15 protein-coding genes are annotated in these 19,501 nt (G+C 38.6%); 7 read left to right on the top strand and 8 right to left on the bottom strand.

Going from position 1 to position 19,501, the window contains the following annotated elements:
- Positions 1 to 38 precede the first annotated feature (38 nt).
- The 3 genes from DM558_RS11985 to DM558_RS11975 all read right to left on the bottom strand — a co-directional run bounded on the left by DM558_RS11985 (position 39) and on the right by DM558_RS11975 (position 2,429).
- The gene (locus tag DM558_RS11985; protein WP_127164215.1) at positions 39 to 1,232 is read right to left on the bottom strand and encodes an amino acid aminotransferase; all 1,194 of its coding nucleotides are present in this window, start codon (positions 1,230 to 1,232) and stop codon (positions 39 to 41) included.
- A 32-nt stretch (positions 1,233 to 1,264) separates the two neighbouring features.
- Positions 1,265 to 1,741 (bottom strand): SsrA-binding protein SmpB, encoded by a 477-nt coding sequence (gene smpB / locus DM558_RS11980; RefSeq protein ID WP_109701494.1) that lies wholly within the window; start codon positions 1,739 to 1,741, stop codon positions 1,265 to 1,267.
- A 91-nt stretch (positions 1,742 to 1,832) separates the two neighbouring features.
- Positions 1,833 to 2,429: a nitroreductase family protein gene (locus DM558_RS11975; RefSeq protein WP_127164214.1), complete on the bottom strand. Its 597-nt coding sequence runs from the start codon at positions 2,427 to 2,429 to the stop codon at positions 1,833 to 1,835.
- Between the two features lie 199 nt (positions 2,430 to 2,628).
- Here DM558_RS11975 and gpmI point away from each other — a divergent pair, with 199 nt between their 5' ends.
- The 6 genes from gpmI (at position 2,629) to allS (ending at position 12,002) form a co-directional block, all read left to right on the top strand.
- Positions 2,629 to 4,164 (top strand): 2,3-bisphosphoglycerate-independent phosphoglycerate mutase, encoded by a 1,536-nt coding sequence (gene gpmI, locus DM558_RS11970; RefSeq protein ID WP_127164213.1) that lies wholly within the window; start codon positions 2,629 to 2,631, stop codon positions 4,162 to 4,164.
- Between the two features lie 104 nt (positions 4,165 to 4,268).
- On the top strand, positions 4,269 to 5,483 hold the full coding sequence (locus DM558_RS11965) for a murein hydrolase activator EnvC family protein (RefSeq protein WP_127164212.1): 1,215 nt from the start codon (positions 4,269 to 4,271) through the stop codon (positions 5,481 to 5,483).
- Between the two features lie 29 nt (positions 5,484 to 5,512).
- Entirely contained in the window at positions 5,513 to 6,826 is a 1,314-nt protein-coding gene (locus tag DM558_RS11960; RefSeq protein ID WP_127164211.1) for a S41 family peptidase, read from the top strand.
- A gap of 9 nt (positions 6,827 to 6,835) precedes the next feature.
- Positions 6,836 to 8,674, top strand: coding sequence for an ATP-binding protein (locus DM558_RS11955; protein ID WP_127164210.1), 1,839 nt, complete (start codon positions 6,836 to 6,838; stop codon positions 8,672 to 8,674).
- Positions 8,675 to 8,686: 12 nt separating this feature from the next.
- Positions 8,687 to 10,996 (top strand): tetratricopeptide repeat protein, encoded by a 2,310-nt coding sequence (locus DM558_RS11950; RefSeq protein WP_127164209.1) that lies wholly within the window; start codon positions 8,687 to 8,689, stop codon positions 10,994 to 10,996.
- Between the two features lie 91 nt (positions 10,997 to 11,087).
- Positions 11,088 to 12,002 carry an HTH-type transcriptional activator AllS gene (gene allS / locus DM558_RS11945; protein ID WP_127164208.1) on the top strand — a complete coding sequence of 305 codons (915 nt, stop codon included), beginning with the start codon at positions 11,088 to 11,090 and terminating at the stop codon, positions 12,000 to 12,002.
- 61 nt (positions 12,003 to 12,063) lie between these two features.
- Here allS and DM558_RS11940 read toward each other — a convergent pair whose 3' ends face one another.
- The 5 genes from DM558_RS11940 to DM558_RS11920 are packed head-to-tail and all read right to left on the bottom strand — an operon-like array spanning position 12,064 to position 18,070.
- Positions 12,064 to 13,287: an MFS transporter gene (locus tag DM558_RS11940; RefSeq protein ID WP_127164207.1), complete on the bottom strand. Its 1,224-nt coding sequence runs from the start codon at positions 13,285 to 13,287 to the stop codon at positions 12,064 to 12,066.
- A gap of 14 nt (positions 13,288 to 13,301) precedes the next feature.
- On the bottom strand, positions 13,302 to 14,210 hold the full coding sequence (locus tag DM558_RS11935; RefSeq protein ID WP_109701502.1) for a carbamate kinase: 909 nt from the start codon (positions 14,208 to 14,210) through the stop codon (positions 13,302 to 13,304).
- 58 nt (positions 14,211 to 14,268) lie between these two features.
- Positions 14,269 to 15,099 (bottom strand): DUF2877 domain-containing protein, encoded by an 831-nt coding sequence (locus DM558_RS11930; RefSeq protein ID WP_127164206.1) that lies wholly within the window; start codon positions 15,097 to 15,099, stop codon positions 14,269 to 14,271.
- A 26-nt stretch (positions 15,100 to 15,125) separates the two neighbouring features.
- Positions 15,126 to 16,391 (bottom strand): YlbE family protein, encoded by a 1,266-nt coding sequence (locus DM558_RS11925; protein WP_127164205.1) that lies wholly within the window; start codon positions 16,389 to 16,391, stop codon positions 15,126 to 15,128.
- Between the two features lie 11 nt (positions 16,392 to 16,402).
- Positions 16,403 to 18,070, bottom strand: a complete 1,668-nt coding sequence (locus DM558_RS11920) for an acyl-CoA synthetase FdrA (protein WP_127164204.1) — start codon at positions 18,068 to 18,070, stop codon at positions 16,403 to 16,405.
- 346 nt (positions 18,071 to 18,416) lie between these two features.
- On the opposite strand from DM558_RS11920, the gene allD reads away from it, so the two are divergent.
- A complete protein-coding gene (allD, locus tag DM558_RS11915; RefSeq protein ID WP_127164203.1) occupies positions 18,417 to 19,469 on the top strand; it encodes an ureidoglycolate dehydrogenase in 1,053 nt (350 codons plus the stop codon).
- The last annotated feature ends 32 nt before the right edge of the window (positions 19,470 to 19,501 follow it).

The following is a 19,501-nucleotide window of genomic DNA, read 5'->3' as shown; positions in this document are numbered from 1 at the left end:
CCCTCTTTTAAAGAGGGCTTTTTCTTTGAATGGTATTACTAGCTAACACTCGCAAAAGCTTTAGCAACGTAGCCGACATTATTTTCTGTTAAACCAGAGACACACATACGCCCACTGTCAAGAATATAGACGCCAAAGTCTTTACGCAAAGCCATTGCTTGTTCTTTAGAGAAGCCTGTATAGCTAAACATACCTCTTTGTTGGAGGTAGTGACTTGTATTGGTAATGTTGAGTGCTTGTAGCTTTTCAACCAGTAAATGACGCATTGTTAGGATGCGTAAACGCATTTGTTGTAAATCTAATAGCCATGTGTCTGTGAGCTGTTTATTATTTAGAACGTGAGCAACGATGGCCGCCCCTGGTTCAGGAGGGCTTGAGTAGTTACGACGAACCGTTGCTTTTAATTGACCCAGTACTCGTTCTGCTGTTTCTTGGTTTTTACAAACAACACTAAGGGCACCAATACGATCACCGTAGAGTGAAAATATTTTGGAAAATGAGTTGGAAACAAATAAAGATAATCCTGCTTTAGCCATTGCACGAATAGCATAGGCATCTTCGTTTAACCCTTCTGCAAATCCTTGGTAAGCGATATCTAAGAATGGGATTAATTGGCGTTCTTGCAGTACAGGAATCAACGTATCCCACTGCTGGCTTGTTAGGTCAGCTCCCGTGGGGTTGTGACAACATGGGTGTAATAGAATAATATCAAAAGGAGACGCTTGCTTAAGTTGATTAAGCATTTTCTCAAAGTCAACGCTTAATGTTTGGTCATTAAAGTAACTATAAGTTTTTACGTCAAAACCAGCACCACCAAAAATAGCTTTATGATTTTCCCACGTGGGGTCACTTACCCATACGGTCGCACTAGGGTAGTATCTTTTTAAAAAGTCAGCCCCAATTTTTAACGCACCTGACCCGCCTAATGTTTGAATGATAGAAACTCGATTTTCTTTTAGACAAGGGTGATCCGCGCCAAATAATAGCGGTAAAACAGCAGAGCGATATTCAGTTAAACCTTCCATTGGTAAATAAAGCGTTGGCTCTTTTAGCTCGTTGGGTTGTATGGCTGCGAGTGCTTGCTTAACGGATGGAAGCTGTGGAACTTGCCCTTGTTCATTATAATATAAGCCTATACTAAGATTAACTTTTTCTTTTTTAGTGTCATGACGAAACTGTTCCACTAAGGAGAAAATAGGGTCACCAGCATAAGCGTCTACTTGTTCAAACATTAACGATCTCCTACTATTTTTTTAGCACTTATTTAACGTTGTTCTTTGCGAAAAGCTCGTTGTATTTCCCTATTAGCATCTTTCTCTTTTTCTGTATGGCGCTTGTCAAAGTCTTTTTTACCTTTAACGAGTGCAATTTCACATTTAACAAGATGTTTTTTCCAATAGAGCGATAATGCAATACAGGTGTAACCCTTTTGTTGCACAGAGCCAAATAGTTTACTAAGCTCTCTTTTGTGCAGTAAAAGTTTACGTGTCCGATCAGGATCAGCCACAACGTGCGTACTAATTGTTTGTAAAGGTAAAATATGACAACCTAAAAGCCATGCTTCACCATCTTTTAACAATATATAGCTGTCTGTTAGTTGGGCTTTTCCTGCCCTAAGGCTTTTAACTTCCCAGCCTGTTAAGGAAAGCCCTGCCTCAAAGCGCTCTTCGATAAAATAATCATGAAAAGCCTTTTTATTTTGAGCAATATTGCCCGGAGAAAGTTTCTTTTTTTTAGCCATAATAAAATATATTTATCATTAATAGTCATTGGTATCTGGCTATAGTATAGCGCATTTCAATGGCAGTGCTGTATTTAAAAGTAATTATTCCTTAGGCCGACCAAAAGCTGACTTTTTCTTTTAAGTCAGGACGTTTGCGGTCTTCACAAGGCTCTGTGGCCGATCCTATAAAGATAATACCAGCCACCTCTTCATTATCTTTGATTCCAATTGTTTTTTTAGTTTGTTCGCTGTAAGCAAGCCAACCTGTAATCCAATTAGCGGCATAGCCATAAGCATTGACTGCCCAAAGAATATTCATGCATACAGCACCTGAGGATAAAAATTGCTCATTGGCTGGAATATGCGATTGTTTATCAATGGTACTGATGACATAAACAATGATAGGGGCATCAACAATTGTTTTGGTAATAATTTGATTAAGCTTTTCTTGCTGCTTAGGGGTGAGGGTATGTTTTTCAATGGCAAAGTTTTTTGCTAGTTTTTCTGCGAGGTCCTTTTTTGCTTCTCCCTCAACAACCATTAACCGCCAAGGCTCCATTTTTCCATGATCGGGTGTTCTTAAACCAATAGTTAGAATGTTCGTTAACTCTTCGGGTGTTGGGCCAGGTGACGTAATATTAGGGGTTGGTGTTGAGCGCCTTGTTGCTAGAAACTGTAATAGTTTTTGTTTATCTGTTGCAGACATTATTGTTTCTCTCTTTTTTTACCATAAAATATTACTTAATCACTATTTTTAGATAAGTGCAAATAAAAATTATTAAGCTGTGTTAATAGTGTTTATTTATTATAAGAATTTATAACATCTATCAAGTATTATGCACCATTTGCCATGATCTTGAGTTAAACTATGGTTCTTTTAATGATGTTAATTAGAGAATCTATTTATGTCTAAGTCTACAACGCCTCTAGTTTTAGTTATTCTTGATGGATTTGGTCATCGAGAAGAGACTAAATATAACGCTATTTTGGCAGCAAATACGCCTAATTATAATAATTTATTAGCGACTATGCCTCATGGGTTTATTTCTGGCTCTGGTTTAGATGTAGGGTTGCCTGATGGGCAGATGGGTAATTCAGAAGTAGGGCATATGAATCTTGGTGCTGGGCGTGTAGTTTATCAAGATTTAACACGCATCACCAAAGCTATTGAAACCGGTGAGTTTTTTAAGAACACTGTGTTGTGCCATGTAATAGATCAAGCGATAACCAAACATAAAGCCATTCATATCATGGGCTTGCTTTCAGCGGGTGGAGTGCATAGCCATGAAGACCATATTTTAAAAATGGTTGAAATGGCGGTTAAGCAAGGTGCTGAACATATCTACGTACATGCTTTTTTAGATGGTCGCGATACACCCCCTAAAAGTGCTGAGAGCTCTATCATTAAGTTAAATGATTGCTTAGCCAAGCTAGGAAAAGGACGTATTGCGACTATGATTGGCCGCTATTATGCGATGGACCGGGATAACCGTTGGGAGCGTGTACAAGCTGCTTATGATTTAATTGTTGATCATAAGGCAGATTATATTACTGAAGATGCAGTATCAGCTCTACAAGCTGCGTATGAACGTGGAGAGAGTGATGAGTTTGTAAAAGCAACCCGTATCGGTGATATAGCCCCTGTTGAGGATGGCGATGCTGTTATTTTTATGAACTTTCGAGCGGATCGTGCACGTCAGTTAACACGTGCTTTTGTTGAGAAAGATTTTAATGGTTTTGTAAGATCACGCGTTCCTGACTTAGCAGGTTTTGTGATGTTAACGCAGTATGCAGCAACGATTGAAACCAGCTGTGCTTTCCCACCAAGTAGTTTGAAGAATGGCTTGGGTGAGTATTTGGCTAAACAAGGTAAAAAGCAGCTACGTATAGCAGAAACAGAAAAGTATGCTCATGTTACTTTCTTTTTCTCAGGTGGGCGTGAAGAGCCTTATGACGGGGAGGATCGTATTTTAATCCCTTCACCTAAGGTCCCAACCTATGACTTAAAACCAGAAATGAGTGCTCATGAGGTGACGGATAAAATCGTAGAAGCAATAGAGCAAAAACGATATGATGTCATTGTGGTTAATTATGCCAATGGTGACATGGTGGGTCATACAGGCATATTTAGTGCTGCTGTAAAAGCGGTAGAAACCTTAGATCATTGCTTAGGGCGTATTATCAATGCATTGAAAGATGTCGGTGGCGAGGCATTGATTACAGCAGACCATGGTAATGTTGAAAAAATGCAGGATGATGAGACAGGACAGGCTCATACAGCTCATACGTGTGAACTTGTTCCTTTTATTTATGTCGGTGAGCGTAAGCTACATATTAGACAAAATGGTGTATTAGCCGATGTGGCACCCACCATGCTTAATTTGTTAGGGATGACGATACCTGAAGAAATGTCTGGTAAGAGTCTCGTTGTTTTCGAGTAGTTAAATTAAAGAGCGGGTAAAGCATTTTTTATTGTCTGCATCTACTTTAGTCGCTTTATACTAACTGTTAAAATATTCTTTTTTTGAGGCTATCTTTCATTAATATGCAACGTTTTTTTGGGCTACTTCTTTTTTCTGTTTTTATTGCTTCTCCGCTAGTTATCGCAGATGAGCGGCGCGATACGTTGCATCAAATAGAAATGGCGAAGCAAGAGGTTGTTGAGCTAGAAAAAGTATTGTCTCAATTAAAAGTACAACGCGGCGCTTCACAAAAAGAGCTACGTAAGACGGAAACAGATATTGCTAATCTTGAAAAAAAAATAGCAACATTAAAAAAAGAACAGGCTGAAACAGTATCAAAATTAGCTTGGTTAACTGAAGAGCAACAAAAAACAGAATTAAAGCGCACAGAGCAAGAGCAAATTTTTGCTACTCAAGCAAAGGCTGCCTATGAAGGTGGGCAACAAGAGTATTTAAAGTTATTATTAAACCAGCAAGAGCCTGAAAAGGTATCTAGAATGTTGGTTTATTATGATTATTTAAGCCAAGCACGGTTAGTACAGCTAAGCGAGTTTAAAGAGACGATTAAACAGTTAAAAGATATTGAAATTGAAATGCAACAGTATCGTGCTCAATTAGACTCTCAAAATGAAGAGCTACAAACGCAACACAACCAGTTAGCGGCACTTCGAAAAAAATACCGTCTTGTTTTAGCCAGTCTTAATAAGCAAATTACTGATAAAGGTGATCGTTTAGCTCAACGAGAAAAAGATCAGGCAGAGTTAAATAAACTGTTAAGGGCGATCGATTCTACATTAGAAAGACAGGCCAGAGAACGATCGTTAACACAATTACCATCCACTGCTAACGCTAATAAAAATCAAAATAGAGTCGTTGTTGCTAATAATCTTGGGTATTCAGGTAGTTTTGCAAAGGCCAAAGGTAAATTATCATGGCCTTTGAGTGGTAAGATTATTGCTAGCTATGGCTCAACGCGTGGGGGCGATGAACGTAGCAAATGGGATGGCGTACTGATTGCCGCTAACCGAGGGGCGACAGTAAAAGCTATTCATGAAGGGCGCATTGTATATTCTGATTGGCTTAGAGGTACAGGTTGGTTAATTATCATCGACCATGGTCAAGGTTATTACAGTCTCTATGGGCACAATCAATCATTATTAAAAAAAGTTGGCACTACAGTGAAAGCGGGTGAAAGTATAGCAACGGCTGGTAACAGTGGTGGTAGTAATGAGGTCGCTTTGTATTTTTCTATTAGAAAGCAAGGTCAAACAGTTGACCCTACCTTGTGGTGTCGCTGATCGCGTATAGATTTTATTTTGGAATAGGTATGCTAATAAAACAACGTATTATATCTTTGATGTTCTGTTCTATATTATGTTCATTTTCAGGCCAAGCAGTGCTTGCTCAAACGGCGTTGGACTCGAAAAATGGTGACCAAGCGGCAACGTTACCACTTGATGAGTTACGAACATTTGTCGAGGTATTTGAGCGAATTAAATCGGCCTATGTTGAACCGATAGATGATAAGACATTAATGAACAATGCCATCAAGGGTATGGTGAGTAACTTAGACCCTCATTCAGCTTATTTAGATAATAAGATGTACAATAATTTAGAAGAAATGGCGACAGGCCAGTTTGGTGGGTTGGGAATAGAAATAGAGCAAAGTGAGGGCTTTATCAAAATAGTTGCTCCCATTGATGACTCTCCTGCAACGAATGCAGGCATTCAGTCAGGTGATCTTATTGTCAAAATTAATGATACCCCAACAAAAGATATGTCACTGAATGATGCATCCATCAGTATGCAAGGTAAAGTTGGTGAAAAAATCGATTTGACACTTGTTCGAGGCACAAAAAAGCCTTTTGTTGTGACATTAACACGTGCCAAAATACAAATGAAGAGTGTCAAAGCCCAGTTGGTAGAAAAGGGCTATGGCTATATCAGAATCTCACAATTTCAAACCAATACAGGGAAAGAAGTTAATAAGGCATTATCGGAACTTGTTAAACAAAATAAAGGGTCTTTAAAAGGAGTTGTGCTGGATTTAAGAGATAATCCTGGTGGTGTATTACAAGCTGCAATCGATACGGTTGATCAGTTTGTTGACAAAGGGCTTGTTGTTTACACTAAAGGGCGACTTCCTAATTCTGAATTACATTTTTATACCAATATTGGTGATCCTAGCAATGGAGTTCCGTTGGTTGTACTAGTGAATAACGGCAGTGCCTCTGCCTCTGAAATAGTCGCTGGTGCATTGCAAGACTTAAATCGTGCCGTGATTATGGGAACTAGAAGTTTTGGTAAAGGGTCTGTACAAACAATATTGCCAGTTAATAAAAAAGAAGCGTTGAAACTGACGACTGCACTTTATTACACCCCCAAGGGGCGCTCAATACAAGCATTAGGTATTGAGCCCGATATTGTCGTTTCACAAGCTACTGTGTCACAAGCTAAACCTGGCTTTGAAGTAAGGGAGGCTGATTTACAAAACCATCTTAATAATGCTAAAAAAGGTATGACTTCGAATACTAATGACGCTGATAATTTACAAATTAAAGATTATCAATTAAGCCAAGCGATTTCATTATTAAAAGGTTTAAGTGTTGTGTCTAAATCAGACGTTAGCAAAAAAGGTTAGTAGATTACGATGAGTAAAGTCACTACGATAGAATCAAAAGTTTGTGTAGCAGGTGTTGATCTTAATGGGTTGATGCAAGTATTAAGTAAACACCTCTATTCAACCCCCATGGTTGCTTTAAGAGAGCTCGTGCAAAATGCACATGATTCTATTGTGCGTCGCCGAATTGAACAACCTAGTTGGTTGGATAAAGGGCGGATTACGGTGATTGGTGATCGACAGAATAAGCAAGTTAGAATCATCGATACGGGCGCAGGATTGACAGAGTATGAGATACATACTTTTTTAGCTACTGTTGGCGTTGGCTATACGAGACAGCTTCGTCAGAAGGATGATGAAACAGGCTTAATAGGGATGTTTGGTTTAGGTTTTTTATCTGCTTTCGTGTTGGCTAAACAAGTAACACTTATTACAACATCTTATCAGTCTACTGGGCAAACGTGGTGCTATCGTTCAGCAAATGCCGAGCAGTATACAGTAACAGAGAGTGAACCAAGGCATGTCGTGGGCACTGAGATTATTTTAGATTTAAAAGATGAGTTTCTTTTTCTAAGTACTCAAGAGTCGCTCAATAAAATTTTAGGTCGTTATTGTATATTACTAAACGAACCTATTTATATTAATGATGCAAAAGAGGCTATTAACCCAGAATCACCGCCTTGGCGTAAAAAGCGTGAAGATGTAGTTGTTCATCCATTACAAGAGCAACGCCAATGCTTAAGTTTTGCAGCACGATTTGAACAAAACTTTGAGCCTATTTGTACTTTTCCCGTGATCCCTGATGAGCAAACAGATGTCATTGGTATGCTGTGGGTTCAGGACGGTGCGACTTATGGTACGAGTGATAATAGAAATTTATCTATTTTTTTACGTGGTATGTTATTAGATGATGATGCGCGTGATTTGTTACCTTCGTGGGCTGGTTTTATTGGTGGGGTTATTGAATCTAACCGCTTAATACCAACGGCTAGTCGGGAAGATTTGCAAAAAGATGCTAATTATTATGCTGTTCAGCATGCACTTAATGAGTCGTTAATTAATGGTCTAGCAACCATTGCTGCTAAACAACCTGAGGTTTGGCGGCGAATTTTAAAGCGTCATAACGAAGCATTATTAGGAGCTTCATTGTGCGATGAGCGCTTGTTTCAATTATTGATGGATACGATAAAGATTCCAACTTCTCAAGGCGATTTAACCGCACAAGCATTGGTATCTAGTCACACTATCCATGTTATGTTGGGTAGTCATGGTGGCTTTGAAGATACGCTATTTCGTGCGTTACAGGTTCCAGTTGCTTTAGGTGATCGGTATGCGGTCGTTCCATTTTTACGCCGTTATACGCTCGCAAAGAAATATAAGCTTATTGAATTAGGAACAGAGAAAGGTAATCAGCATCTATTTTCGCTAGCAGACTTGCCCGCTAATGATATGGAATGGTTAACCAAGGTATTAGCCGATGGAGAGGATATTGTCATTGCACGATTTATGCCAATAGAACTTCCTTTTGTTGTCGTTATTGACCGTGAAGCTGAACTTAAAAAGCGCCTTGAAGAAGATGAGACCGATAAAAAGATATCTCAAGCAGCTTTGCGCTTAGCACGTCAATTTACAGCACAAATTACAAAAACTTCGATGGTAAAGTTATACATTAATTTGAATAATCAGGCTATCATCGAGTTATTACAAGCTTTTCATGCGAGTAATCCACAAGTAGAGGGTGCCGTTAAACTATTGAAGTCTTTGAAAATCATAATGTCGGGGCGTGATAATCAAAATCAAGCACTCAATTTAAATCAGGCATTGATTGATTTTACTCAAGCAGTACAGATTATATTGAAACTTTCATGATAGGAATATGACATGGATATTTGGGATTGGGTTTTTCGCCTAGAGAATGATTTAGAAGAAGCAGGTCATGAGCATGCGAGTAAACTTATAGAGCAGCTGACAACTGAAATTTTGGAAATGAATATTGGTAAGGCGGAGGCTTTAATCCCTGAGGCCATTGCTTTAAGTCGCAGTTTGAAAAATCCTTGGCTTGAGGTTTTTTTCCGCCATTGGGAGATGCGTAATCGTATTGGTAACAAATCGGAAGGAGAGTCTGTTTTAGCAGAGGTTGTTTCCTTATTTGAGTTCGCGCATCGTGATGAAACTATTACTTGCCCACAAACGGTTTGTGTAACACAAGATTTATCTGCCTGTTATGCTAATATTGATGGCCCCGCTTGGGTTGAAGAGCGTAAAGCTGTTTGTAATGAGACTTTTGAGCGAATTGATCCTTCTTGGAGTTGCTTTCATTGCTTATCTTGTGAGTATGCCGATGCCTTATTGGATGAAGGAAAACCCGAAGAAGCACTCGATTATTTAAAAGCTCAGGGTGAAAAGATTACAACGTTTGGTGAAGAGGTGAGTGAAGCTATACGTACCTTCGAAGTACATGCTTTATTGAGATTAAACCAACCTGAAAAAGCATTAGCTATTCTTGAAAAGTGTGAAGCAGAAGTTGATGGCTATGATTGGCCTGTCAGTAAACAAGATAGACATATTTTAAAAGCACATACGTTAGCTTTATTAGGCCGTGTGGATGAGTCTTGGGAAATATTGCCTGCTTGGAATGATGTAGCCCCTCGTTATTACTTGAGCTGGGTACGTACAGTTAATGCCTTATTGAATAAAGAGCCTGAAAAGAACACATGGTCATTAGGTAGTGCAATACAGGCTGTATTAACACATTTTGTTGAGGTTGGCGCACATCGTCGTTGTATCGAAGTGGCCGAGGTACAGATCAAACTTGCATTGGCTCGTGGAAGTGTGTGGACAGCAAAAAAAGCTTTAGTCATTGCCCATGAAGCGTTACCTAAATTAAGAGCACCTTTGGGAGCGGATAAGCTATTGGCAGCACTATCAACAGAAGTTGAACACCATTCTGCACAGGCTTCATTACCTGTACCAGCCGAAGCGCTATTGGCATGGCTAAACGACCAAGCAAGTCAAAATGAAGAAGCTGGACGTAATCCTGAGCAAGAGCTTGAGCTTTTAATGCTTGCTGTTGAAGAGCGTCCGAATGATGAACAATTAATTGATATTACAGTCTCAGCGTTACAAGCCTGTTCGGCAACGAAAGAGGCCGAAGCGTTGTTATGGCGATATATTGAAAATAATCATGAGCAAGAATCTGATTTAGCCTATCAATTATTAGGTTTATTGATTAGAGGGAATAAATTAGCAGAGCTTGAGCGATTGGCTAATTATTATACTGATACACAACCTACGATTGCATTGTGGTGTCGTATTCAGCAAGCGTATCACCAAAGCAATTACGATGAAGCTAAGCAACGCTGTTTAGAAATGTATGAAATAGTACCGAGTTACTTGGGGGCTCCTCGTGTATTGGTAGCTATTGCTGTGCAAGAAGATAACTTTGCAGAAGCTGAAAAATGGCAGCAGATTATTGTTGATAAAATAACAGATGACTCGACATCGGATGTATGGGATTTATTAACCTATAGTTGTGCTAACCAAAATTGGTTTTTAGCACGAAGCATAGCTAAACAGTTAGAAATAACACTTGAGTCAACAGGGGGCGTTATTAATGAGGATTGGGGCTGGATACGTGTTGAAGTTGTTGAGGAAAATGAAAAAATAGAATATTTAGCAAGATGCACAGGTCCTGTGACCGCAGTGATTAAAGAACCAGCTCATCCATCAAAGCAACAGCGTGTAGATGATAAAGTGGTTTTTGATGCAGCACAGCTGGCTCCTGTACCAGAAGATGAGGAGGAGCGTAAGTATTTTATTCCTCTTTATCGTATGGTGAAAACGCTAAAACAAGGTAATTTTGGACGAACATGGTTTGTTGATGGTGTTTATCCAGGAGAAGAAATGTTCAAAGCTTTTGAGGACATCATTGATGCTAAGGGTTGGCGGATTTGGGTTAATAGTAATCAAAATTATCAAGTGACGGATCAATTTGATTTAGACGAAACTCCTCTTCCAGCAGTATTTTTCTCAATTACAGCACCTAAAAGCGTGTCTTCTGCCGAGATTCACCAACTCTTAGAAGAAGTAACGGCGGATTGGGTACACCCCGTACACTGGCTTCGCTTAGCAGAGGAAGTTGGAGTATCTATTGATGAGCATCAGGAAATAATAACTCGTTATGGTTTATAGGTAATCTTTGGGCGTAATGTACGGAGAAATTTGTATTTCTAGATTTTTTTATAGTTAAATATTTAGAGTTGCTACCGCGTAGAGGGATAAAATGTTAGATTATGAAATGATACGCACTTTTATTACCGTTGCGGAATGTAAGAGTTTTTCGCGTGCGGCTAAAGTGCTTCATAGAACATCAGCTGCTATTAGTTATCGAATTAAACTGCTTGAGGAAAACGTTGGTGTCCTATTGTTTAATCGAAGTACCCGCAGTATAGAGTTAACACCGGCAGGAGAGTATCTATTTACTCGTTATCAGCAATTAAAAGATTGGGTAGATACTATTCCTGAAGAGTTACAGCAAGTTTGTTCTGGTGTTGAACAAAATGTAAATATCGTGATTAATAATTTGTTGTATGACAGTACAGCTGTTGCAAATTTATTGGTTAGCTTGTCAGCAAAATTTCCATTTACCCATTTTCATATTTCACGGCATGTATACATGGGGGTATGGGATGCGATGATTAGTGAGGACTATCATTTTGCAATTGGTGTCACCGGCGTTGAGTCTCTTGTTAATGATATTAGTGTTCATTTTTTAGGCGATATCAATTGGATTTTTGTTGTTTCACCTCATCATCCATTGGCTAGTGTTGATGGTGTATTGCGTGAGGATCAGTTACGACCTTATCCAGCGATTAATGTTGATGATACTGCGCACCATCTACCTAAGCGTACAGCATGGTTATTGACAAGGCAACATGAGATTAAGGTGCCCGATTTACACACTAAATTAGAATGTCATTTAAATGGTGTTGGTGTCGGGTTTTTACCAAAAAATTTATGCCAACCCTATATTGACTCGGGACGATTAATCCCTAAAAAGGTTTATAGAGCTAGGCATGGATCACCTTTATCATTAGCATGGAATGAGAGTAGAAAGGGACCTGTAGTCGACTATTTAATTAATTTATTTAAGTCAGAGAACCCTGCCGTTAAGTATTTTTTGAATGCGGTAAGTTAGTTTGCACAAGGTATAATAAAAAGGGTAATCGAATTTATTCGATTACCCTTTTTATTATAAGTTAAGCCGTTTTGGCATCTTGTTTAATCATTAAAGTAGCAATCATTCCAACACCAATCAATGCCGCTGCGACGTAAAAGCTTAGGTCATAGCTACCGGTTGTATCTTTGATTAAGCCAGTAACAACAGGTGCTAAAATAGAACCAATCATCCCTAAACAATTATAAACACCAAATGAAGTACTCAGAGTATTGGAGGGAGCACTATTGGCGACAATTGCAACAAGTACAGGGTTGGTACTGATTTTCCCTACTAGGCCATAGGTGATGAGTGCTATAACTAAAACAGTAATAGAACTACTTAAAGGTACGGCTAATACGGCAACGAGTGAAATAGGCAACATAACTAATAGAACAGGTTTTTGAGAGCCTAATCGATCACATACCCAACTGAAGAATAATGATCCAGGGATTGCAAACCAAGGCACTAATGAAGCGATAGTCGCTATGTTATTTCCTTTGATTCCTCTGGCTTCTTCTAAATAGGCAGGTAACCAAGTAACTAACACAAAGAATCCAAACATCACAGAGAAAATAATGATATAACACATGTTAATATTGCGATTACAGAAAAGCTGTTTAAAACTAATTTTTTCTTTAGGCGTATTCGCAGTTGTACCATTGGTTGTGCTAGGGCGAGATTTAATAATCCACCACATTAATAAGCCGATAATGATGGTAATAACACCAATAATATAAAAAGGTGTATGCCAGTTATAACCATTTTCAAGTGATGAGGTTGAGATAAAATAACCAAATGATAGACCAAACGCCATTCCACTATTAATAATGGCACTACCAAGTGTTAAGTGTTTCTTTGGAATGGCCTCTGAAGAGAGACCATATTGTGGACCATAGAAAAAACCTTGGAAAATACCAACCAGTATCCACATAAACATGAACATGGTATAAGTTGACATGGTGCCGGAGATGATTGTAAAAGCACCAAACCCTATCACCCCAGTAACTAGAACGAGTTTTTTACCTAAAATATCACCAATAAGACCTGAAGGTGCATTCAAGAGAGTATATCCTAAATAGAATAAACTCATGATTGAACCTATCTCAGCATTGGTTAGGCTATAAGCACTTTCTAGGTTTCCTTTCAGTGGTGAGATAATACTACGCGTTGCGTAAAGTGCTATCCAACCAAGAAAGAAAATAGCAGTCAGCTTAATCCAATAAGGTATAAGTTCTTGTTTTTGTAAATTGTTGGTATTGCCCATAAATTCCTCTGAAACTATTTTTTGTAAATTAATGTACCTGATTTCCCGTCCATAATATCATTGATATTTTTTAATGCACCAATATAAGCATTATGGCCAGTGTTATTAACGAAATCACAAACAGCCATAACTTTTGGTCCCATAGATCCGTCAGAAACACCCATAGGAGCTAGTTCTTCTGTTGTTGCTTTTTCAATTGCTTTTTGTTCTGGAGTACCCCAACCAGTATAAACAGCATCGGCATCTGTAAGTATAACAAAGTTTTCGGCACCAAGTTGTTGTGCAATAAGTGATGCAGTTAAATCTTTATCAATAACCGCTTCAATACCTTTGATAGTATTGTTATCTTTGTTTACAGGGATACCGCCGCCACCACCACAGATCACAATGTGTTGGGCATCAAGTAGAACATTAACAGATTGTCTTTCAATAAGTTTGTGAGGTCTTGGAGATGGAACAACACGACGATAGAACTCTCCATCTTTTTTGAACTGCCAGTGTGGCTGTTCTTTTTGTAAAGCATTTTTTTGAGCCTCATCATAAACAGGGCCAATAAATTTACTTGGGTTTTTAAAATCTGGATCGTTTAGATCAACTTCCATACGCGTTAAGATAGTAGTAATACGTTGTGCCGGATCAAGCTCATTGATTTTTTGAGTGATCATATAGCCGATCATTGCTTGGCTTTCAGCCACTAGAATATCTAATGGATAGGAAGGAACTTCTTTATAGGCTTCATTTTGAAGAGATAATAAACCTACTTGAGGGCCATTGCCATGAACCAATACGATACGGTAGTTTTTAGCTAGCTTAATAATCATTTCTGCTAGTATCGCAATATTTTTATATTGGTTTTCAGCCGTTAACGCTTCTTTGCGCTGTAATAATGCATTCCCACCTAAGGCAATAACTAATGTTTTCATAATGAATTCCTAAATAGATTTATAAACAATAAAGTAACAATCAATCAATAAAGTGAGTTTAAGCACAATATGAGTTTTTGATTGCATGACAGCCAAGTATTATGCCTAGCAACGTATCTGCTCCTGAGTGATGACCTACATCTAATAACTCAAATAGTGTATGTAAACTCACCTCATTATTGGCTAATTGATTGGCTAATTTGATTAGATAAGAAGAAAAAATACTTTGAGAGGCATAATACAAATAATTTTTGCTAACACTCGTTGTTAATAGAGAAAGATCAGGTGTCCCCTTAAAAAAAGGTACAAGAGACTGTATTTTTTCTTTGTAACAAGCATAAGCAACAAATAACATGCCTGTTAACATGTCATCAGAACTAGGTGTAAGTCCAGGTCCTTTGCCAATATAGTTTTCCCAGTTAATTTGTTCACCATTAAGCCACTGGCTAAATGTTTCTATTAGTTCGCAATTGTCTTCAAGCAGAATAGTTTGTTGATAATTGCATAAGGCACCATAAAGTCCCGTTAACGTGGTTTTTGGTAACACTAATAATAATTTTTCTAGTACTTTGAAGTGATCAAATGGTGCAGGAGGAACTGTCAGATTTGTATGATATTGACAGACTACATTGATTGAAGGCTGTATGGTGAGTTGACCTTCATGGCAACTCATCATTGAGTTGAGCTGGGTATGTTGCGCAACGAAGTTGAAATCGTTATTTGCTAATACCCACCCCATAGGGCTTAACCCTTTTCCTTGGCGGTGCAGTGTAATCAATTGTTGAGATTGATTAAGAAAATTGATTGCATTATTGTAGATGCCATTACAGCTAAGTTGACTCGTCAAATTTGTAATGTGGCAACTGGTTTCTAATGCTTCAATTATCATACACTGCACCGCATAAGAGTATTTTATTACTCTTTTATTCCAAGTTTATCAGCTAACGCTACGATTGCTTTTTCGAAACAAGCTAAAGGTGCTTTTACAGTACCGGCACCGATTTGACCTACACCTGCATCTTTATGTGCGATACCTGTGTTGATTGTAGGTGTGATACCTGTTTCTACTACACGACGAGCATCTAAGCCAATGCAAGAGCCTTGGAAGTCCCATGTAGGAATTTGTAGCATCATGTGATGAGCTAAATAAATTTCAGACATTTCGTCAGAAATACGACGAGCCGCTTCCATACCACCTGAGGCACCCACAAAGCGAGTTACACCTGGCGCAGCAACCATTGCAGTACCACCAACACCATAGGTTTCTGTGATCGCACTGTCTCCTACGTCTGGGTTAGCATCAGCTTGGCTGAATCCAGAGAAGAATAAACCTTGTGGAGTGTTAACAGGTGCAGTAAACCATTCATCACCCATACCACTGATTTTAATACCAAACTGATCACCATTACGTGTCATAACAGTAACAATTGTTCCTTGTTTAATTTCAGCGCCTGCATCCATGGCTGCTTTACAGTGTGCCATTGCAAGGTTTAAGAAGAACTGGTCAGTAACACTTAAGAATTGAGTTACTTTTTGTAGTTCAGCTTTATTGATATCTAAACCAACTAAGATTGGAGCAAGTTGGCGTAATAATAAGGATGAAGCAGCAATATTACGTTGGTGGAATTCATCACCCATTGTAATCGCTTGTCCCATTACTGCTGTTAAGTCGATACCTTTTTCTAACGTAGCTAATGCTGCTTTTAGTGTAGGTGCTAGGCTGTCGTGCATCCAGTGTAAACGTTCTTGTACTTCCGGACCGTAAGCACCAAAACGCATTACTTTACCGATACCTTCGTTCATATTACAGTAAGCATAGTTACCGTGAGTTTGGTCTTTAACTACAACCATTGGCATGTTTGCAGAAGTGATTCCACCCATAGGTCCTACAGCTTTTACATTGTGACAAGGGATGAATTCAACTTGACCAGACTCAAGCATTTTTGTTGCTTCTTTCTCGTCTTTTGCCCAACCTTCAAATAAAGCAGCACCAATACATGCACCGCGAACTGGACCACTCATTTTATCCCAAGTATTAGGAGGACCAGCATGAAGTAGTTTTTTACCTTCTTTTAAAGGCGCAACAACTTCTTTTGCTAAGCAGACATCGATCCAGTGTGGGCGAGATGCAATAATTCTTTCAACAATCGCTTCATTTGCTTCTTCTATAGTCTTGTACATATCAAAGTTCCTTATATTAATTTCTTTAAAATATTAGCTAGTTTCTGATTACCGCCAGCAATAGGTGACCATTGGTATTGGATAACAGGAACAGAGTTAGCTTGTAAGTCATCGGCAAAGCTGCGTAAACCAGCATTGATAACAGAGATACCTTCTAATAATTTGGCAGGCGTTGCTTTAACCTCTTCAGGGTGTGGCTTAATAAGTTGTCCCGCTAATTGAACAAGCTCAGGTAATGAGTTCATTACAATAATTCCAGCATCTACTAATATTTGCATTTGTTTTGAACGACCTTGAGGATCTTCTTCTGTCCCAGTAATGGTCGCTAATACAGCAATAGGGTTTGCGTCTGTACGCTTTTCACGTAATACTTTGACTGCATCTGCTAAAGAGGTTGCAGGGTCATTTGTTGCACCATAACCAATAACAACGTCTACAGCTAATACACCAATATCTGGTTGTTTAGAGAGGTCAGTAATAAATTTATTACGGACAGATGGGTCAATCATTGGGTGTGGTTTGCCTTGTGTATAGAAGTCATCACCCATATCAATAACTTTATGACCTTCGGCATTTAGCATAATACCTTGGGCATGTTCTTTATCTGTTGGAACGTTGATTTCTTCAGAAAGTAGCATCGCACATTCAGAAGCTAAGGTACCACCTGCATAAAGACCGATAATTTTCTTACCTGCTACTTTAGGTGCTGTTATTTTTGCATCTTCAATATCAGCTAATGCTGCTGCAATACGAGCTGTTTCATCAAGTGTACGAGTAAAATAAATATTACCTTCTTTAGGCTGTTCTGGTTTAGTGCCTAAGAATAAAGCAACAATAGGCTTATTATGGCGCTTCATTGCTTGAATAACTTTTTCTCTTACTGCTGGTGCAGGTGGTTTAGAAACAAAAGCGATAACGCGTGTTTTTTCATCTGCAGCAAGCATTTCGATAGCGGTTAGGGCGCTAATTCCACCGACGCCTTCAGTTAAATCACGACCACCTAAACCGATTGCATGAGTAATGCCTTGATGATGTAAAGCAACTTGAGAAGTAATTTCTTGAATACCAGTACCTGATGCACCAATAATACCAATTGAACCTTCTGGAGTAATGTTAGCAAAAGCAAGTGGTGCACCAGCAATGCTTGCTGTACCACAGTCTGGACCCATAACAATTAAGCCTTTTGACTGTGCTTTCTTCTTTAACGCTACTTCATCTGCCACGCTAACGTTATCAGAGAATAACATAACATTACAATTACTATCAAGCCCTTGGTCTGCTAGCTCGGCAGCATACTCACCAGCAATTGAGATTAATAACATGTTAGCGTTTGGATTTTTCTTCATCGCTGTACGCCAGCTATGAACAGTGGTCAATTGACTACCTGTTTTTTGGCCTTTGGCAATGTCTTCTAGGGCTTCTTCAAGTGCAGCTGCTACTGTTTCAATAACAGATTTATCAGCTTGTTCAGCTTTAGCAGAAACACAAATATCATTAGGGGTAGCTTCATCGAACATATCATGCCAAAAGCCTGTTGTTTTAAGCAGGGTCTTGTTGGCAGGTGTTCCCATCATAACGGAAACATCTTCTACATCAGGTAGTTCGCTTAGTTTTCGAGAAACAATCATAAGACTGACAGAGTCTTGGAAGCTTCCCTTTTTTATAAATGCATGGATCATAACAATATCCTTAATTAAGTGAACGGAAGGACACAATACTACTTTATGTTTATTCCATCTTTCTTGAGTTTAAAAAAGAGCTTTTACCGAATTTTGTTTTATTACTCTATAACAAATATACAAATAGTGGCACTAACATTAAATTGATAGGTATCAAAAACGGCCGTTTTTAGAAAAATTTAGGTAATTTAATTATAACTATTAAAAAAATTTTGATAATGTATTAAAAACTTACCTAATAAATTAATATTGTGGAAGAAGGTTGATTAAAGTCTTGTGTTTGTGATAAAAAAAGTCGCTACAATGAGTCCGATTACTTTTTATTTTATTAAAAGGATAGAGAAATATGAATCTTAGTAAAGCAGAGCTTCACACACTAATATCTAACAAATTACAACTGGCAGGTCTTCATAAGAAGGATGCTGATGTTATGTCAGATGTTTTAGTGTTTGCAGAAGGGCGAGGCATACATTCGCACGGTTCTGTTCGTGTAGAATACTATTCGGAAAGAATTTCAAAAGGTGGTATCACTGTAGATTATAAGCTAGATGTAAACAAGACGGGTCCTTGTTCTTTAGTTATTGATGGTGACAATGGCCCAGGTATGCCTATTGCTAAGATCGGCATGGAAAAAGCCATTGAAATGGCAAAGGAATCAGGTGTTGCTGTTGTTGGCGTTCGTAGAATAAGCCACAGTGGTGCGATTTCATATTTTACACAAATGGCGGCAAAAGAAGGATTAATCGGCATTTCTCTTTGTCAATCTGACCCTATGGTTGTCCCTTTTGGCGGTGCCGAGGTTTATTATGGTACCAATCCTATTGCCTTCTCTGCACCAGGAAAGGGTAAGGATGATATGATTACCTTCGATATGGCAACAACTGTACAAGCTTGGGGTAAGATTTTAGATAAGCGTTCACACAAAGAACCCATTCCTGATACATGGGCTGTTGATGAGAATGGTGCAGCTACCACTGATCCTTTTGCAGTGCGCGCCCTACTCCCTATCGCAGGGCCAAAAGGCTATGGTCTTATGATGATGGTTGATATCTTATCTGGTGTATTGCTTGGTGTTCCTTTTGGTAAATCTGTTAGTTCTATGTATGCTGATTTGAGTAAAGGTAGAGATTTAGGACATTTACACATTGTCATTAACCCTGCATTCTTTGGAGATAAAGAGAAATTCTTAGAGGCTATCTCTCAAACAATGGCTGAGTTAAACGCAATCAAACCTGCACCTGGCTTTAAACAAGTACTTTATCCAGGACAAAATTCAGGCATTGAAGAAGGTCGTACCGACAAAGAGGGTGTAGATATTGTAGATGACATTTACGACTATTTAGTATCTGATAAAATCTATATTAATTCGTATGATCACAAAAATCCCTTTGCGAAATAATTAATCAGTTATAAAGGTTAGGTAATCAGCAA

It is taken from the genome of Entomomonas moraniae, assembly GCF_003991975.1.
Lineage (GTDB): Bacteria > Pseudomonadota > Gammaproteobacteria > Pseudomonadales > Pseudomonadaceae > Entomomonas > Entomomonas moraniae.
This window is presented reverse-complemented; position numbering and strand designations above follow the sequence as displayed.

Bases quoted from the DNA above. Each gene is read 5' to 3' on its own strand.
- allD (WP_127164203.1), top strand. From the start codon at position 18,417: ATGAATCTTAGTAAAGCAGAGCTTCACACACTAATATCTAACAAATTA.
- DM558_RS11940 (WP_127164207.1), bottom strand. From the start codon at position 13,287: ATGGGCAATACCAACAATTTACAAAAACAAGAACTTATACCTTATTGG.
- DM558_RS11920 (WP_127164204.1), bottom strand. From the start codon at position 18,070: ATGATCCATGCATTTATAAAAAAGGGAAGCTTCCAAGACTCTGTCAGT.
- DM558_RS11985 (WP_127164215.1), bottom strand. From the start codon at position 1,232: ATGTTTGAACAAGTAGACGCTTATGCTGGTGACCCTATTTTCTCCTTA.
- smpB (WP_109701494.1), bottom strand. From the start codon at position 1,741: ATGGCTAAAAAAAAGAAACTTTCTCCGGGCAATATTGCTCAAAATAAA.
- DM558_RS11925 (WP_127164205.1), bottom strand. From the start codon at position 16,391: ATGTACAAGACTATAGAAGAAGCAAATGAAGCGATTGTTGAAAGAATT.
- DM558_RS11960 (WP_127164211.1), top strand. From the start codon at position 5,513: ATGCTAATAAAACAACGTATTATATCTTTGATGTTCTGTTCTATATTA.
- DM558_RS11955 (WP_127164210.1), top strand. From the start codon at position 6,836: ATGAGTAAAGTCACTACGATAGAATCAAAAGTTTGTGTAGCAGGTGTT.
- DM558_RS11965 (WP_127164212.1), top strand. From the start codon at position 4,269: ATGCAACGTTTTTTTGGGCTACTTCTTTTTTCTGTTTTTATTGCTTCT.
- DM558_RS11950 (WP_127164209.1), top strand. From the start codon at position 8,687: ATGGATATTTGGGATTGGGTTTTTCGCCTAGAGAATGATTTAGAAGAA.
- gpmI (WP_127164213.1), top strand. From the start codon at position 2,629: ATGTCTAAGTCTACAACGCCTCTAGTTTTAGTTATTCTTGATGGATTT.
- DM558_RS11935 (WP_109701502.1), bottom strand. From the start codon at position 14,210: ATGAAAACATTAGTTATTGCCTTAGGTGGGAATGCATTATTACAGCGC.
- DM558_RS11975 (WP_127164214.1), bottom strand. From the start codon at position 2,429: ATGTCTGCAACAGATAAACAAAAACTATTACAGTTTCTAGCAACAAGG.
- allS (WP_127164208.1), top strand. From the start codon at position 11,088: ATGTTAGATTATGAAATGATACGCACTTTTATTACCGTTGCGGAATGT.
- DM558_RS11930 (WP_127164206.1), bottom strand. From the start codon at position 15,099: ATGATAATTGAAGCATTAGAAACCAGTTGCCACATTACAAATTTGACG.